The sequence below is a fragment of the Caballeronia grimmiae genome, from assembly GCF_000698555.1.
Lineage (GTDB): Bacteria > Pseudomonadota > Gammaproteobacteria > Burkholderiales > Burkholderiaceae > Caballeronia > Caballeronia grimmiae.
In genome coordinates, this window is sequence record NZ_JFHE01000014.1 from 46,355 (window position 1) to 61,210 (window position 14,856).

Consider the following 14,856-nt stretch of genomic DNA (forward strand, 5'->3'; position numbering starts at 1 on the left):
GGGAGTCAGCCCTCTTTCTGTAGGCGCTGATAACGGTTCATCAGCGGCGTCGACGTCATGCCATGCACGATGACCGACGCCGTGATCGCCGCGATGATGAACGGCACGAGCGGCGCGGCAACGGCTTTCGGCGCCTGCTCGATCGCGTAAAGCAAATAGTAGAACGAGCCGACACCGCGTATGCCGAACCACCCCATCAGCAGGCGCTGCGGACGCGACGCACACGCGCCGATGAGCGACGCTTCCACCGCAAGCGGCCGAACTACGAGAAAGAGCCCGGCAATGAGGATCGCCGCATGCCAGGTGAACAACTCGCGCCACATCGCGCCGAGGACGGAGCCGACCATCAGCATGATCGTCACTTCCGCGATGCGTTCCAGTTCGATGGTGAAGCCGTGCACGCGCTCGGCCACGAATGCGTGCGCACGCTCGGGATCGGCGGCGGTGGCGCTGACATCGTCGGCGTCGATCGTACCGACCGCCTCGCGGGCAGACTTGTCGCCGCTTTTTTTCTGTTCGACGCGCCGCATCGCGAGGCCCGCCGCGAACACCGCCAGAAACGCATACGCATGCAGCAACTCGGCCACGCCATACGAAAGCGCGATAAGTCCCAGCGCATAGAAGCCTTCGGAGCCGAGCGCCTCGCCATGCTGCGTGCGCAAATATGCGACGAGCCGCACGGTCAGTCCGCCGAGCAGCCAGCCGCTCGCCAGCGCGGCGAAGGTGCCCCACGCAGCCTGGAGCACGAAGTTCCAGTGCAGCGCATCGTCCGGTGAGGCTTCGTAGCGGCATACGGCGATACCGAGCAGCGCGAAGGGCATCGCGATGCCGTCGTTGACGCCGCCTTCGGCCGTTAGAGAGAACCGCAGCAGATCGGTGTCGCCGGGCTTTTCGATCTGCACGTCATGGGCGAGTACAGGATCGGTAGGGGCGAGCATCGCCGCGAGGAGCAACGACGATCCCCAACTCATGCCGAATGCGTACACACACAGGAACGTCAGCGGAACGATGGTCAGTACCATCGCGACGAAGCCGAGCCGCACAGGCAGTAGCCAGCGGCGATCGGTGGGCGGCACGCGCAACCGCAGTCCGACGGCGAACAGCGATACCAGCATCCCCACTTCGGTGACGAGGCGCAACACGGTCGCGTCGCCGTCGAGCTGGATGTGCAGCAGATCGAAGCCAGCGGGGCCGAGCACGAAGCCGATCGCGAGGTAGCACATGGCGGTGCTGATCGGCAGGCGCTTGAATGTCGAGCCGGCGAGCCCCATGAAGATGAGCACGCCGCCGACGACGAGAAACCAGATCGTCTCTGTCATTGAACGCCTTGGAGGCAGCGGGGTGAATGAACGCTAAATGAACCGGGCAGCACGCACCGTGCCCGTTGGCGGCGTTCGGCGTAAGATGGCCGGGCGTTTCGCACCCCATCATGAACGCATCGTTCCGAAGAATCACGTCGATGCACGCCACCGGAGGCTTACGCATGTCACAGCATTTCGATGCAGTCGTCATCGGTACGGGACAGGGCGGTTCACCGCTGGCCGTGCAGCTCGCGCGAAGCGGCAAACGCACGGCGGTGATCGAGCGGCACTTATTCGGCGGGACCTGTGTGAACGTCGGTTGCACGCCGACCAAGACCTATGTGGCGAGCGCGCGGGCGGCGCATGTCGCGCGCACCGCGTCCCGATATGGCGTCGATATCGGCGGCGAGATCACGATCGACATGGCGCGCGTCAAGGCGCGCAAGGACGAGGTCACCGGTGCGTCGCGCGACGGCATCGAGAAATGGCTGCGCGGCACGCCGAACATGACCGTCTTCAAGGGGCATGGCCGGTTTACGGGGCCGCACGCGCTCGAGATCACAAGCGATGACGGCGCGACGCAGGACATCGACGCCGACATGATCTTCATCAATACGGGCACGCGAGCGACCGTTCCGCACATCGACGGCCTGGACAGTGTTCCGTATCTCACGAACTCGACGATTCTCGAACTGACGAAAGTGCCCGAGCATCTCGTGATCGTCGGGGCGAGTTACATCGCGCTCGAATTCGGGCAGATGTTCAGGCGCTTCGGCAGCCGCGTCACGCTGCTCGTGCGCGGCGATCGCATACTGACGCGCGAGGATGCCGACATCGCCCGGGCGATGCAGGACGTGCTCGTGCGCGAAGGCGTCGAGTTTCGCTTCGGCGCGCAAGCCGATCGAGTGGAGCGTTCGGGCGAAGGGCTGCGCATTTCGCTTGGCGATGAACCGATCGTTGCGTCGCATCTGCTTTTCGCGACCGGACGCACGCCGAATACCGATAACCTCGGTCTCGATAGAGCGGGCATCCCGGTGAACAGGCACGGACTGATCGACGTGGACGGCCAGTTGCGCACGAACGTCGAAGGCGTCTGGGCGATCGGCGACGTCAACGGGCGCGGCGCGTTCACGCATACATCGTGGAACGATTACGAGATCGTCGCGGCCAATGTGATCGACGGAGAATCGCGCAGCGTCGATACGCGCATCATGACCTACGCGGTGTTCGTCGATCCGCCGTTCGCCCGCGTCGGCATGAGCGAAGAAGAGGTGCGCAAGGACGGCCGGGACGCGCTGATCGCGACGATGCCGATGACGCGCGTCGGCCGTGCTCGCGAACGCGGCGAAACCGATGGTTTCATGAAGGCGCTCGTCGATGCGAACACGAAGCGTATTCTCGGTGCCGCGATCTACGGCATCGAAGGCGACGAGGTGATCCACACGTTCGTCGACATCATGAACGCCGATGCGCCGTACACCACGCTGCAACGCGCGATGCACGTGCATCCGACGGTGAGTGAACTGGTGCCGACCTTGCTGGGCGACCTGAAGCCGCTGCGGTGAACCGGACCAGCGCGGTTCAGGCCTCCACGGGCGGCTTTTCCACTTCCGGCGCGGCATGCTCAGTGCGTGTCTCGGGCATCGCCAGCCAGACCAGCGCCACCGCCAGCGCCCCCGCTCCCGCGAGACCGAAGAAACTCATCGCCGTCCCGAAGCGATCGGCGGCAAAGCCCGCCGCCGCCGTAGACAGCGTCGCCCCGACGCCCGCCGCGAGGCCGAAGAAGCCGATCGTAAGGTTGTAATGCCCGCGCCCGCCGGCGACGTCGGCAGCGATGAGCGGCAGCATCACACCGAACACGGCCGCGCTGATGCCGTCGAGCATCTGCACCGGCACCAGCAGGTACGGGCTGCTCACGCCGGCGAACAACAGCGCGCGTACCGGCAGTGCGCAGAAACCGAGGATCAGGATCGGACGCCGCCCCCATTTCTGCGCCTGCCGCCCGACCCACGGCGACAATACCGCGACGATGAACTGCGGCACGATGATGCACGCCGCGATCACGAGTTGAACGTTGTCGCCCATGTGCGCCGTGACCTCGCCGGCGGCGAGATTGAGCATCGCCGCGTTCGACAGATGGAACAGCACCACGCACGCCGCAAAAATCAGCAGACGCCTGTCCTTGAGCAACTCGCGCAGCGATTCGCGCTCTTCGCCTTCGGGCGTGAGCTTCGGACTGCCGGGCGACGTGCGCAGCACGACGGGCGGCGGCTCGTAGTGAATCATGCGCAACGCGACGATGGCCGGCAGCGCGAGCGCAGCCGTCAAAAAGAACACCGAGCGCAGCGACAGATATTCGCCGAACGCGCCCATCAGCGCCGCGGTCAGCGCACTGCCGATCGACGCCCAGCGCGCATTGCGGCCCAGCCGGTCGCCGAGATCGGCGCGCGAGACGAGGGCGAGCGAGATGGCGGCCATCGCCGGTACGAGCATGCAGCTCGCGAAGCCGTGCAGCACTTCGGCGGCGAACACCGGGACGAAGGTCGGGCTCGCGGCGAGCAGCAGCGCACTCAGGATGATCGCGATGATCGCCGAGAGCGCCGCGAACTTCTTGTTGCGCATGGCATCGACGAGCGCGCCCGCGGGAAGCTGGCTCGCCATCGCGGTGATCGTGCCGACGGACAGCATCAGGCCGATCTCGCCCTGCGTCCACTTGTGGGCGGCGAGATACGACGCAATGAAAGGGCCGAAGCCAGTCTGCACGTTGGCGACGAAGAAGTTCAGCCAGTCGAGCGCACGCAGACTTCGTGCAATTACCATGTCGTGATTCTGTTATCCATGTCGTGATCCGTTTATCGGGCGGGCCGCGCGCCCGACGAAGAAGCCTGTGCCGCCACCGAGCCCGAGGCGGTCGTGCCGGAAGGCGTCGAGCCCGCCGGGGCCGAAGCCGCAGCCGTCGCCGATGAAGCCGCTATCGGTGCGACCGGCGACACGATCTTGATCGGCTGCTCGGGTCCGTAGGTCGGCGACGCCTTGAGCTGCGCGTCGTTGAAGTCCATTTGCAGCGCGAGTTGCTTGTTGCGCGAGACGACGTGCAGATCGCCCCAGTTCACCGCAACGTGACGTTTATCCGCTGCAAGTGAACTCGACAGGTCCACGACGAGCGCCTGCGGCTGAGCCTGCGAGTCGACCAGCACGTCGACCACGCGTCCGATGCGCGCGCCGCTTTTCTGCGTCACCGTCGAATCGACGAGCTGCATGAAACCCGGCGGCGTCTCGCTGACGGGCTGCGGCTTCGGCGCCGGGTCCGCAGGCTTGCCCTTCGCGGGCGGCGGCGGAGGCAGAAAGGTGATCGGCGCGGTCTTCGCGTTCGGCGTGAAGCGGAAGGCGGTCCACGGGAAGTTCACCTTGCGATCGCCGACGCCCAGAAAACCCGACAGGTTCACCATCAGCAGCTTCGGCTTCGCCGAGGTATCCACGTACAAGTCCACCGCGCGGCCCACGACCTTTCCGTCCGGGCGCTGTACTTCGGCGTCGAGAAGGCCGTGCAACTGGTCGTGCTGCATGATGCGCGTCGAAATGATCTGCGGCGGAGGCGGCGGCGGTTCCGGCGGCTCGGCGGGCGTCGCGATGACCGGCTCCTGCGGCTTCGGCTTCACGATCCGGCGCTTGGGCTTCGGCGGAGGCGGAGGCTTCACGGCCGACGCGGGCTCCGGCACGGCGACAGCGGACGCGGGCTCCTCGACATCGGCGATTTCGGTTTCGTTCGGAGCCGGGATGTACGAGTGCTCGACGATGGGCGCGGGCGTCTGCTGCGGAAAGATGCCGCACGCCGACAGCGCGCACGCGGCGAGCACGACGAAGCCGGTCGAGAGCCGTGACAAGCCGGCGATCAGGCGCGATGCGGCGCGCCACGCACGCTGTATCCAAAAGGGCGCAGCGAACGCCGCATGGCCGGTCGAGATACCGCCTGTCATCACAAGAGCTCCATCTATCCGTGCCACCTTCCTGGTTTGCATTTTGTCGACCAACGCGGCGAGCGCGCGGCCCCGTATCCTTCGCGGATCAGTTGCCGGGCGATGCCGGACGATTCGCGAGCTGCGCCGCCGTATCGCCCGCGCCCATTTTCTGCGCGAAGTCTCGGGCGGACAGGCCGCCCTGATCGCGCGCATCGGGGTTCGCACCGCGCGCAATCAGCAGGTCGACGATCTCGGCGCGATTGAACATTGCCGCGATCATCAAGGCGGTGCGTCCGTCGGGCGATGCGCCTTCGACGTCCGCGCCGTGCGCGAGCAATGTTTCGATCACGTCCTTGAAGCCCTTGAACGCCGCGCCCGCGATCGGCGTCTGGCCGTTGTCGTTGCGCAGGTTCGGATCGGCCTCGTGTTCCAGCAGCACGCGCACGGCGTCGGCATGGCCGTGGTAGCTCGCGAGCATCACGAGGCTGTCGCCCTTGTCGTTGAGCAGGTTGGGCGGCAATCCTTTGTGGAGCAGCGCGTCGAGCATCGGGGCGTCGCCCCGGCGCGCAGCGTTGAAGACTTCGGCTGCGAACGCGATGGTCTCTTCGTCGGGGCCTTCGCGTGGTGCTTGATGCGAATCGGCGTTAGGGTCTTGCTGCATGTTTCGCTCCGATTTGGATATGCGGCGGTGCGCGGCCGGCTGGTCGTCATGCCTTCGACGATGCTGCCGCAGTTCAATCAGCGCTCGCGGAATCATCGGCAGCATACACAGGTTTGAACGCGCGCCGCACTTGCGGCGCGACAGCACGTTCTGCGCCACGGTTCATCGCGGCTTTGCATCGCTTGACGACGCGCCATGCGCGCCCTTAGGCTCGGTGACACTCTCCGCCTTCGAAACCGCTTCCCATGACGCAAGTCCCTACGACTCCGGGCGACGGCCTACGCCGCCGCGCGCCCGCCGCCGAACGCAATCGCGATGCGATTCTAGCCGTCCTTGCACGCGTGCTGCCGGCGCGCGGCGTCGTGCTGGAGATTGCGAGCGGCACAGGACAACATGCGGTTCACTGCGCGGCCGCGTTGCCGGGCATCGTCTGGCAGCCGAGCGATCCCGACGCCGCCGCCCGCGACGCCATCGCAGCGTGGCGCGCGCATGCCGGTCTCGCGAACCTAAACGCGCCGCTTGCCATCGACGTGACGAGCGCCGACTGGGGCATCGGCTCGGTCGCGGCGATCGTATGCATCAACATGATCCACATCGCGCCGTGGGACGCGGCCGAGGCGCTCGTGCGCGGCGCGTCCGAACGGCTGAGTGCGGGCGGCGTACTGTACCTGTACGGACCGTATCGACGCAACGGCGCGCATACCGCGCCGAGCAACGAAGCGTTCGACGCCCAACTGCGCGCAACCAATCCATACTGGGGCGTTCGCGACATGGAAGCGGTCGAGTCGCTGGCGAGCCAAGCCGGTTTCGCGCTCGGGGAAATAGTGGCGATGCCGGCGAACAACTTCGGTCTCGTCTTCATCAAACAAGCGCAGGCGCAAACGTAGCGGCCGGTCGCACCGAAAGGGGCGGCGCCGTGTAGACTGCGAAGGATCGTTCCATTGCGCCGGCACGTGAACCGGCGCGTAATCCGATCTCCTTTCAACGGAGCGTTCTACATGCACGCAGCGTTGCCGCAAGGCGAGCAGGAAGCCGGTTCCATCGATACATCCGCAAGCCCGCCGCGCGATCTGCGCCGCATCGACATTCATCCCGATCACTGGTATCCGCTCGCGTGGTCGCGCGAAGTGAAGCGCGGGCACGCGCACGCGGTGCGCTTTGCGGGCGATCCCATCGTGCTCGTTCGCACGGAGTCGGGCAAGGTGTTCGCGCTCGAGGACCGTTGCGCGCATCGCCAGGTGCCGCTGTCGGCGGGCGTCGTCGATGGCGAATCGATCCGCTGCTGTTATCACGGCTGGACGTACGACTGCACTGGCCGCTGTACCGACATTCCGTACCTCGGCCGTGAGCGCCTGCCGAATGGCGTGCGCGCGTATCCGTGCCGCGAAGAGGCGGGCCTCGTGTTCGTCTTCACGGGCGATCCGCAACTCGCCGATACCGCCCGGTTTCCGTCCCTTTCATCCGCAGCCGACAAAGCGTACAAGACCCGGCGCTTCGGGCAGGAAGTGAACTGCCATTACACGTTCATGCACGAGAACCTGATGGACATGAACCATCAGTTCCTGCACCGGCGGCAGATGGGCAGCATGCGGGCGAGGTCGGTCGGACGCCGGCGGGGCGAGGACTGGATCGAGGTCGATTACACCTTCGCGCGCGAGGCGGGCAAGCAGCCGATCGGCGAGGCGCTCGTCTTCGGCCAGAAGCGCGGCGAGAAAGCCGATCCGGCGCAGAAGGACGTGATGACGATCCGCACTGAGTATCCGTATCAGACGCTCAAGATCCGCACGAAGGACGAGACGATGGTGATGGACCTGTGGATCGCCTACGTCCCGCTCGATGCGAAACAGCGTACCAATCGTACCTTCGGCCTGTTGTCGATTCGCCGGCCGAAGATACCCGTTCTGCTCGATGCCGCGTGGCCGCTGCTCGTGTGGTTTACCGAGCGTATCTTCAAGGAGGATCGGTGGATCGTCGAACGTGAACAGGAAGCGCATGATCGGCAGGGCGCGGACCACAATCACGAGGTCTTTCCGGTCATCAACGAACTGCGCGCCTTGCTGATGGACCACGGTGTACCGCATCGTGCCGCAGGCGTGCATGAGGTCGACGGCCGGCGGGTGCATCGCATTGTGCCGGTGGAGGAGTTGCCTGCATCCTGACCGGCCGTTATGCCGCGCGACACTGCGGCGCGGCATGCACGGATTGCGGCGGTTGCGCCGCGGCGCTATACATGAAGCTCGCACTAGCCACGGAGGCAGACCATCATGAACAGCGACCCGACCGAGCCGCGCGACACACGCTCGACCGAGCCCGATCTACAGGAGCCGCATCCGGACGTCGAGCATTTCGATGCGGCGATCACCCACGTCGACGAATCCGTCGCGGCCGGGAAGATGGCCGCCGGCGCGGCGAAGGGCATTCTCTACAGCCTGATCGAGACGCTCGGCACGCTCGTCGGCGATCCCGATCTGCCATCGCATGCGCGTTCCGGCTATGAGGGACTGTTGGAAACCGCGCGCGAGCTACGCGCCAAAATCGAGTAGTCATTCCCTTTCGAGCGACGCGCGTTAATCACGCGTCGCTCGCGTCGTATCGCCGCTGCTTTCCGACTGCTTACGAAGAAAATCCGCTTCGCTTATCGCAAGCGGCGCTAACGGCTTCTGAATTCCACGTTCTCTTGTGCTTGCGTGGATGCCGTGACCTCCACCGGATGCACCTCCGGAACGGTTGGCCGACTCTCTGCAGAGCCTTCTGCGACGGCGCTCCCGCATGCGCCGAAACTCTCCCGATGCCTCGTTGCTGTCAGGCTTTTGTCATGTTCGTGACCGAATGCCGAATATTTGCCTACTCGCAAATACTGGTTAACCATGCGGTGAAAAAAAACGACACCAGCGCGCGCGATTCTTTCGGATTCCATCGGTAAGCCATACACTTGCCAGCGATAAAAGTTACGGTCGATGTAACCGGAGAGCGTTGCCCGGTCCCGGTTTCGATGTCGGCCATGCACAGTTCGCCCATACCGCACGATGCAAGAGGAGAAGAAATGAAAGGCTTCAAAAAGACCCAGGCCGCGCTCATCGCCGCGACCGCATTCGCAGCCGCTGCACCGGCTTTCGCGCAAAGCAGCGTGACGCTGTACGGTATCGTCGACGACTCGATCGTTTATCAGAGCAGCCAGACGAATCTGTCGAAGACGGCGGCTGGCCGTTCCAACGTCAAGCTCGCGTCGGGCATCTGGGCGGGCAGCCGCTTCGGCCTGAAGGGCGCAGAAGACCTCGGCGGCGGCACCAAGGCAATCTTCCAGTTGGAGTCCGGCTTCAACATCAACAGCGGCGCGCAGCAGTACGCAAACGCGATGTTCGGCCGCCAGGCATGGGTCGGTTTGACGAACGCTGGATTCGGTACGCTGACGCTCGGTCGCCAGTACACCTCGTACTACACGCTGATGGCGCCGTACAGCCCGACCAACTGGCTGACGGGTTACTTCGGCGCGCACCCGGGCGATCTGGACGAACTGGACACGATCTACCGCGCGAACAACTCGATCGTCTATACGTCGCCGAAGCTGTACGGTTTCACGGTCAGCGGTTCGTACTCGCTCGCAGGCGTGCCTGACAGCGTGTATCAAGGCTCGACGTGGTCGGCTGCGATCCAGTATCAGCAGGGCCCGATCGGCGGTACGGTCGCGTTCACGCGCATCAACAACTCGACGGTTGGCGGCGGCGTCTACGGTGACGCTTCGACGACCAACACCGCAGGTCAGTCGGGCGTGTCGGCCGTGACCAACGGTTACCAGGGTGCGCAAGCGCAGAACCGCTTCGCGGTTGGCCTCGGCTACACGTTCAACAGCGCGTGGGACATCACCGCGACGTACACGAACGTTCAGTACATTCCGGGCATCAACTCGAAGTTCACCGATGAAGCCGTCTTCAATACGGCCGGCACGGTGCTGCACTGGAAGGCATCGTCGGCATGGGACTTCGCGGCCGGCTATAGCTACACCTGGGCAAGCAAGGCGAACGGCATCTCGGATGCAGCGTCTTACCACCAGTTCAATCTGTCCCAGTACTACTCGCTGTCGAAGCGTACTGGTCTGTATGCATTGCAAGCGTTCCAGCGCGCCAACGGCCGCACGCTTGCAACGCCGACGTTCACGCCTGCCGGTGCGGTCAACCGCCAGACCGACGCAAACGCGACGATCGGCGACGGCTTCAACAGCACGCCGTCCGCATCGCGCAGCATGTTCGCAGCAGGCGTGGGCATCATCCACCGCTTCTAAGCCTTACTCGCTTCACGAAAAAACCGGACGCCTCGGCGTCCGGTTTTTTTTGCCCCGACGCCTCGCGCGTCAGATGAACATGCCGCCCGACACCTCCAGGCGCTGCGCGGTCATCCATCGATTGCCCTCGGACAGCATCGCCGCAATCGCACCGCCGATGTCGTCCGGCACGCCCGCGCGCCCGAGCGCCGTGTTCTGCGCGACGAACTCGTTTACGTCCTGATCGTCGCGCACGCTTCCGCCGCCAAAATCCGTTTCGATCGCCCCCGGCGCAATGGTGTTCACCGTGATGCCGTGCGGACCGAGTTCCTTCGCGAGATAACGGGTGAGCACTTCGATGCCGCCTTTCATCGCGGCGTACGCAGCGAAGCCCGGCAGCGCGAAACGCGTCAGTCCGCTCGACACGTTCACGATGCTTCCTTCCTCGTGCAGGTACGGCAGCAACGTCTGCGTCAGGAAGAACGGTCCCTTGAGATGAATGTCGACGAGCCTGTCGAACTGCTCAGGCGTCGTATCGACGAAGGACGCATGGACGCCGATTCCCGCGTTATTCACCAGAAAATCGAAGTTGGTGCGCTCGAACGTCTGGTCTAGCGCCTTGCACACTTCATCGCCGAAATCGCTGAAAGTTTCGGATCGGCTGACGTCGAGCTTCAGCATCGCGCACTTGCAGCCCAGTTCCTCGATCTCGCCGGCTACTGCCTCGGCTGACGCGGCGTCGCTGTTCCATGTGCCGATGATGCCGACACCCTGTTGCGCGAGCTTCAGCGCGGTGCTGCGTCCGAGTCCGCGGCCGGCGCCTGTGATGACTGCGACCTTTGAGCTCATGTATCCGTCCACTGGCTGCTCCTTTGCGTTGCGTTGCGTTGAACACTGCACGAACTGTAGAACGGCCAGGCGCTCAAGGGAACTCCGCGCGATGCTGCACTGCATCGTGCGCGGGCGCGTGCCTTGCTGGTTGGCTTCGATCAACGCATCGAAGGAGAATTCGCCATGACTTCAGAAGACAACTCGAAACAGGGCAGTTCAGCGCAAGGCAGCGACGCCCCCGGCTTCGCGCGTCCTTTCCGGCTTTTCGCGGTAGAGCAGCGTGTACTGGCGCAGAACGTCGACGGCAAGGTGATCGACATCGGCGCAATGGATTCGAGTAACGGCCAGTTCTGCGCGCGTCTCGATGTCGACGAAATCGCCGTCGAGCCGAAGCGCAGCCCGGAGCTTGCACTCAAGGCGCTGGTCGACAAGCTGACGTTCGATTACCTCGATGGTCTGTTCACGAGCGAGGGCGAAGCGGAAGTGAGCGGGCGTCTTCAGGACTTCCCGAACGTCGAATTCGAGCTGGACGAAACCCTGCCGCGCGATATGGTGGATCGCACGCCGCCTCACATTTTCTGATGTGAGGACACCTGCCTTACTGACCGAGCGGTAAACCGCGCAGTTGCTCGCGCAAGGCGGGATACGCATCGAGGAAGCCGGGCGCATCGAGCCGATCGAACAGGCTCGGATCGATTGTTTCGTTCAGCGCCGCGCCCGCTGCGCGCGGCTCTTTCTGGCAGACATCGCGAAGCAGCGGGTTCTTGCTGGTGAATTCGGTATAGGAATCGATCGGCTCCGACGCATACGCGGCATCGGGGATGGTTATCGGTTTATCGAACGTGAGGCCGTGCGATTCCGCTTTTTGCCGCAGCCATTCGGCAGGAATCAGCGGCAGAAGGTCGGCCGGATCGCGGGGCGGGCTGACGTAGCCGCCGCCCACATTTGCATGCGCGCCCGCAAACCAGCGCTGTTCGAGGGGCAGTGTGCCGCGAGCTTGCGCGCCCGGCGTCCACAAGGTCGGCTTGTAAAGAGAGCGGTATTCGTTGGCGGCGACCGCGTGATAAGCGGCTTTTGTGCGGTTCGAGAGCGTGGTGTCGTGAAACCGGTAATAGCTGGAAAAGCCGGGTACCGAGAGACCGCCGATCGGAATGCCGAGTTCGCCGACGGTGTCCCACACGCCGATGAACGCGACATCGACTTCACGCGAGAATTGCTGCCGATACGCCTGTACCGATGCGTCGTCCGGACTGACGCCCTGATCGCGGTAGATGCCGTAAGCCTGACGAATGGAATCGTTGCTCCAGTCGTTTGCCAGTCCGCATTTGCGGATCAGACCGGCAAGACTGCGCGCCGAATACGCGCCGCGAGAGAACCCGAAGATATAAATCGATGCGCCCGGCCTGTACCGCTCGCACAACCATGCATAGCCGTGTTTGATGTTGTCGGAGAGGCCGTCGCCGAAGGCGCCGCCGAGAAACTTGTTCGCGAGCGAGAAGAGTCCATTGCCCTGCGTGCCGACGCCGGGCACATAAAGCGTTTCCTGTTCATCGGACTCGGGCGCAAGCTTGTAGAGAAGATACGCGTTGGTGCGGTCGTTCGGCTCGTTCCAGGTGCCATCGAAGAAAAGGGCGAGTTTCGTCATGTTGGTCTCCGGGGCGTGGCCTTGTGTCCTAACAGATAGGAAATCGGCGCCCGGCATGCAAGCGCTTCATGTGCGCCCGTTCACGAACGGCGTGACCGCGCTGGATTTTGTCGGAAACGACAGAGCACGAGCCGTGTAGAGATGCGATGCTGAAGATTTACCGAGCAGTTTCTTCGTGGAGCGAATCATGCAAAAGCACTTCGCCCGAATTCTTCTCGTCGCCGCTGCATCGACCGCAGTCGTTGCCCATGCACGCGACGACGGACCGCGTTTCGCTCAGGACCGGCTCGATGCGCTTGTTGCGCAGCATGCGGAAGCGAAGCGGCATATCGCGCCCATAAAGCAGGACGCGCCGCCCGCCAGCGCTGCGGCGGAGCGCACGGACGGCGCTTCGTGACATCAGTTTGAGTGCTGCTGCGCGCAAGCCGGATTGAAAACCCGCTTCGTCGATGCCGGGTTGTTCGCGAGCTTTCCGACCGGCCGACGTGGCCGGGCCACGAGTTCGCCGCCGCAGTTGGGGCATTTCCCATTCAGCACGCGGGTCGCACAGTCCACGCAAAAAGTGCATTCGAATGAGCAGATTCGAGCCTCGGCGGAATCTGGCGGCAGGTCTTTGTCGCAACACTCACAACCAGGTCTCAACTCCAGCATGACGGTTTCCTGTTGATGGTCTCAGCGCGAGACGGTCGATGCAGCATAACAAGCTGAGCGTTTCCTGTTCGACTGTTTTGCATTCGGTATGCAAATTGCTGCGGTGCCGCGACGTTCCGCCGACTCCGTGCCGACGATCCTCCTCGCACAATCCACCCCGAGCCCATGATCAGGACCTTAGCCAGCACGATCCCCACGAAAGCCTTGTCCATTGCCGTTCTGTCCGCCTCCTTTCTTGCGGCAGGCTGTTCCAGCCTTGGCCCGTCACGCCTCAAGGCCGATCAGGTCGACTACGCCCGCGCGCTCGGCGATGCGCAGAAGCGCGAAATCCTCGCTGCGATCGTCGGTCTGCGTTTTGCCGATGCGCCGTCGTTTCTGACCGTGAGCAGCATCATCGCGGCCTACAACTTCGATGCAAGCGGCGGTGCAATTTTGAATGCAGGATCGGGCGCGCAACCGAACTATGCACAGGCGACGGGCAGCGTGTCGTATTCGAATCACCCGACGTTCACCTTCACCCCGACGACCGGCGACGCCTACGCCAGCGCCTACATCCGGCCGCTGTCGCCGACGCTCGTGCTGCCGCTCGCGGAGAGTGGCATGCCGATCGACTTGCTGCTGCGTATCACCGCGCAATCGATCGCGGGCCTCCAGAACGGCAACGCGCTCGGCGGGCCGAACGCATCGGGCGCGCCGGAGTTCTTCCTGTTGATTCAGGCGTTGAGGCGTTTGCAACTGGCGGGCGAGTTGAACGTGGAATCGCGCAACGAGGACCACGTGGGGCGCGTGTACATCACGCTTGCCGCGACGCGCAGCGGCTCGAACAAGGCCACCGTCGACGACCTCGCACTTGTCCGCAAGCTGCTTCATCTGTCGCCGAAGATGAAGACGTATGAGATCGTGTACGGCCAGTCGTCGGACAAGGATCGCATTCCGATGGTGACGCGCTCGGTATTCGGCATCCTGACCGATCTCGGCGCGCAGATTCCTGTACCCGACGCGCAAGTCGGAACCGGCGCGACAAAGCCGACGATCGGCCTGATCGGTGGCGAAACGCGGCCGACCATCGTCGTGAAAGTCGGCGAGAAAGCGCCACAGGATGCGTACGTAAGCGTGCTCTACGACAAATCGCAGTACTGGATCGATCGGGGCGACTTCGACTCGAAGTACGCGTTCACTGTCGTGCAGAACCTGATGGCGCTCGCGGAAGTCACCGATACGTCGAAGGCGCCGGTGGTGACAATTCCGGCGAACTGAAATTGCGTTTTGCATGCGGCATGCAGCACGCCGCATGCAAAACGCCTCCCTGACAGCCGGCTGACCGTTTCATGTCACGGGCGACAAGTTGTGCTCAGCAAGAGCAAAAGGCAATACCGCGCCAAACCACGCTGCGCGGCTTGACTGACGCCATTCGACGCGAAGCAACGCATTGATCTAAAGAAAACCTTCCGCATAAACCCTCGCAACCGTTTGCGCGATTTGTTTTGTAAGCTTCATCTGTGTCATCGTATCGAGACCATCGAGCAGGGCGAAACAACACAGCGCGCAGA

15 protein-coding genes are annotated in these 14,856 nt (G+C 63.7%); 8 read left to right on the forward strand and 7 right to left on the reverse strand.

Translation table 11 applies throughout. From position 1 onward, the window contains the following. Nucleotides 1–5: 5 nt before the first annotated feature. A complete protein-coding gene (locus BG57_RS16225) occupies nt 6–1,319 on the reverse strand; it encodes a cation:proton antiporter (protein ID WP_035966184.1) in 1,314 nt (437 codons plus the stop codon). A 164-nt stretch (nt 1,320–1,483) separates the two neighbouring features. On the opposite strand from BG57_RS16225, the gene BG57_RS16230 reads away from it, so the two are divergent. After that, entirely contained in the window at nt 1,484–2,866 is a 1,383-nt protein-coding gene (locus BG57_RS16230; protein WP_035966185.1) for an FAD-containing oxidoreductase, read from the forward strand. Between the two features lie 16 nt (nt 2,867–2,882). On the opposite strand, the gene BG57_RS16235 is transcribed toward BG57_RS16230, so the two are convergent. The 3 genes from BG57_RS16235 to BG57_RS16245 form a co-directional block, all read right to left on the reverse strand. Next, nucleotides 2,883–4,121: an MFS transporter gene (locus BG57_RS16235; RefSeq protein ID WP_035966186.1), complete on the reverse strand. Its 1,239-nt coding sequence runs from the start codon at nt 4,119–4,121 to the stop codon at nt 2,883–2,885. A gap of 32 nt (nt 4,122–4,153) precedes the next feature. Next, entirely contained in the window at nt 4,154–5,278 is a 1,125-nt protein-coding gene (locus tag BG57_RS16240; RefSeq protein WP_052005849.1) for a PRC-barrel domain-containing protein, read from the reverse strand. Between the two features lie 88 nt (nt 5,279–5,366). Then, on the reverse strand, nt 5,367–5,921 hold the full coding sequence (locus tag BG57_RS16245) for an ankyrin repeat domain-containing protein (RefSeq protein ID WP_035966281.1): 555 nt from the start codon (nt 5,919–5,921) through the stop codon (nt 5,367–5,369). A 245-nt stretch (nt 5,922–6,166) separates the two neighbouring features. Between BG57_RS16245 and BG57_RS16250 the strand changes: the two genes are divergently transcribed. The 4 genes from BG57_RS16250 to BG57_RS16265 all read left to right on the forward strand — a co-directional run bounded on the left by BG57_RS16250 (nt 6,167) and on the right by BG57_RS16265 (nt 10,200). After that, a complete protein-coding gene (locus tag BG57_RS16250; RefSeq protein WP_035966187.1) occupies nt 6,167–6,808 on the forward strand; it encodes a DUF938 domain-containing protein in 642 nt (213 codons plus the stop codon). 111 nt (nt 6,809–6,919) lie between these two features. Then, nucleotides 6,920–8,080: an aromatic ring-hydroxylating oxygenase subunit alpha gene (locus BG57_RS16255; protein ID WP_035966188.1), complete on the forward strand. Its 1,161-nt coding sequence runs from the start codon at nt 6,920–6,922 to the stop codon at nt 8,078–8,080. A gap of 105 nt (nt 8,081–8,185) precedes the next feature. Then, nucleotides 8,186–8,464, forward strand: a complete 279-nt coding sequence (locus tag BG57_RS16260) for a hypothetical protein (RefSeq protein WP_035966189.1) — start codon at nt 8,186–8,188, stop codon at nt 8,462–8,464. Nucleotides 8,465–8,964: 500 nt separating this feature from the next. Beyond that, nucleotides 8,965–10,200: a porin gene (locus BG57_RS16265; protein WP_035966190.1), complete on the forward strand. Its 1,236-nt coding sequence runs from the start codon at nt 8,965–8,967 to the stop codon at nt 10,198–10,200. Nucleotides 10,201–10,269: 69 nt separating this feature from the next. Here the strand turns inward: BG57_RS16265 and BG57_RS16270 are convergent, their stop codons facing one another. Next, the gene (locus BG57_RS16270) at nt 10,270–11,028 is read right to left on the reverse strand and encodes an SDR family NAD(P)-dependent oxidoreductase (RefSeq protein ID WP_035966282.1); all 759 of its coding nucleotides are present in this window, start codon (nt 11,026–11,028) and stop codon (nt 10,270–10,272) included. A 165-nt stretch (nt 11,029–11,193) separates the two neighbouring features. On the opposite strand from BG57_RS16270, the gene BG57_RS16275 reads away from it, so the two are divergent. Beyond that, nucleotides 11,194–11,592: a hypothetical protein gene (locus BG57_RS16275; protein WP_052005850.1), complete on the forward strand. Its 399-nt coding sequence runs from the start codon at nt 11,194–11,196 to the stop codon at nt 11,590–11,592. A gap of 16 nt (nt 11,593–11,608) precedes the next feature. Here the strand turns inward: BG57_RS16275 and BG57_RS16280 are convergent, their stop codons facing one another. Next, nucleotides 11,609–12,655 carry a DUF2235 domain-containing protein gene (locus BG57_RS16280; RefSeq protein ID WP_035966191.1) on the reverse strand — a complete coding sequence of 349 codons (1,047 nt, stop codon included), beginning with the start codon at nt 12,653–12,655 and terminating at the stop codon, nt 11,609–11,611. A 187-nt stretch (nt 12,656–12,842) separates the two neighbouring features. Here BG57_RS16280 and BG57_RS31645 point away from each other — a divergent pair, with 187 nt between their 5' ends. Next, nucleotides 12,843–13,052 carry a hypothetical protein gene (locus BG57_RS31645; RefSeq protein ID WP_167569261.1) on the forward strand — a complete coding sequence of 70 codons (210 nt, stop codon included), beginning with the start codon at nt 12,843–12,845 and terminating at the stop codon, nt 13,050–13,052. A 2-nt stretch (nt 13,053–13,054) separates the two neighbouring features. Here BG57_RS31645 and BG57_RS31650 read toward each other — a convergent pair whose 3' ends face one another. Continuing rightward, nucleotides 13,055–13,306: a DUF1272 domain-containing protein gene (locus BG57_RS31650; RefSeq protein ID WP_075583154.1), complete on the reverse strand. Its 252-nt coding sequence runs from the start codon at nt 13,304–13,306 to the stop codon at nt 13,055–13,057. Nucleotides 13,307–13,471: 165 nt separating this feature from the next. Here BG57_RS31650 and BG57_RS16290 point away from each other — a divergent pair, with 165 nt between their 5' ends. Beyond that, on the forward strand, nt 13,472–14,563 hold the full coding sequence (locus BG57_RS16290; RefSeq protein WP_035966193.1) for a hypothetical protein: 1,092 nt from the start codon (nt 13,472–13,474) through the stop codon (nt 14,561–14,563). The last annotated feature ends 293 nt before the right edge of the window (nt 14,564–14,856 follow it).

Bases quoted from the DNA above. Each gene is read 5' to 3' on its own strand.
- BG57_RS16225 (WP_035966184.1), bottom strand. From the start codon at position 1,319: ATGACAGAGACGATCTGGTTTCTCGTCGTCGGCGGCGTGCTCATCTTC.
- BG57_RS16230 (WP_035966185.1), top strand. From the start codon at position 1,484: ATGTCACAGCATTTCGATGCAGTCGTCATCGGTACGGGACAGGGCGGT.
- BG57_RS16235 (WP_035966186.1), bottom strand. From the start codon at position 4,121: ATGGTAATTGCACGAAGTCTGCGTGCGCTCGACTGGCTGAACTTCTTC.
- BG57_RS16240 (WP_052005849.1), bottom strand. From the start codon at position 5,278: ATGACAGGCGGTATCTCGACCGGCCATGCGGCGTTCGCTGCGCCCTTT.
- BG57_RS16245 (WP_035966281.1), bottom strand. From the start codon at position 5,921: ATGCAGCAAGACCCTAACGCCGATTCGCATCAAGCACCACGCGAAGGC.
- BG57_RS16250 (WP_035966187.1), top strand. From the start codon at position 6,167: ATGACGCAAGTCCCTACGACTCCGGGCGACGGCCTACGCCGCCGCGCG.
- BG57_RS16255 (WP_035966188.1), top strand. From the start codon at position 6,920: ATGCACGCAGCGTTGCCGCAAGGCGAGCAGGAAGCCGGTTCCATCGAT.
- BG57_RS16260 (WP_035966189.1), top strand. From the start codon at position 8,186: ATGAACAGCGACCCGACCGAGCCGCGCGACACACGCTCGACCGAGCCC.
- BG57_RS16265 (WP_035966190.1), top strand. From the start codon at position 8,965: ATGAAAGGCTTCAAAAAGACCCAGGCCGCGCTCATCGCCGCGACCGCA.
- BG57_RS16270 (WP_035966282.1), bottom strand. From the start codon at position 11,028: ATGAGCTCAAAGGTCGCAGTCATCACAGGCGCCGGCCGCGGACTCGGA.
- BG57_RS16275 (WP_052005850.1), top strand. From the start codon at position 11,194: ATGACTTCAGAAGACAACTCGAAACAGGGCAGTTCAGCGCAAGGCAGC.
- BG57_RS16280 (WP_035966191.1), bottom strand. From the start codon at position 12,655: ATGACGAAACTCGCCCTTTTCTTCGATGGCACCTGGAACGAGCCGAAC.
- BG57_RS31645 (WP_167569261.1), top strand. From the start codon at position 12,843: ATGCAAAAGCACTTCGCCCGAATTCTTCTCGTCGCCGCTGCATCGACC.
- BG57_RS31650 (WP_075583154.1), bottom strand. From the start codon at position 13,306: ATGCTGGAGTTGAGACCTGGTTGTGAGTGTTGCGACAAAGACCTGCCG.
- BG57_RS16290 (WP_035966193.1), top strand. From the start codon at position 13,472: ATGATCAGGACCTTAGCCAGCACGATCCCCACGAAAGCCTTGTCCATT.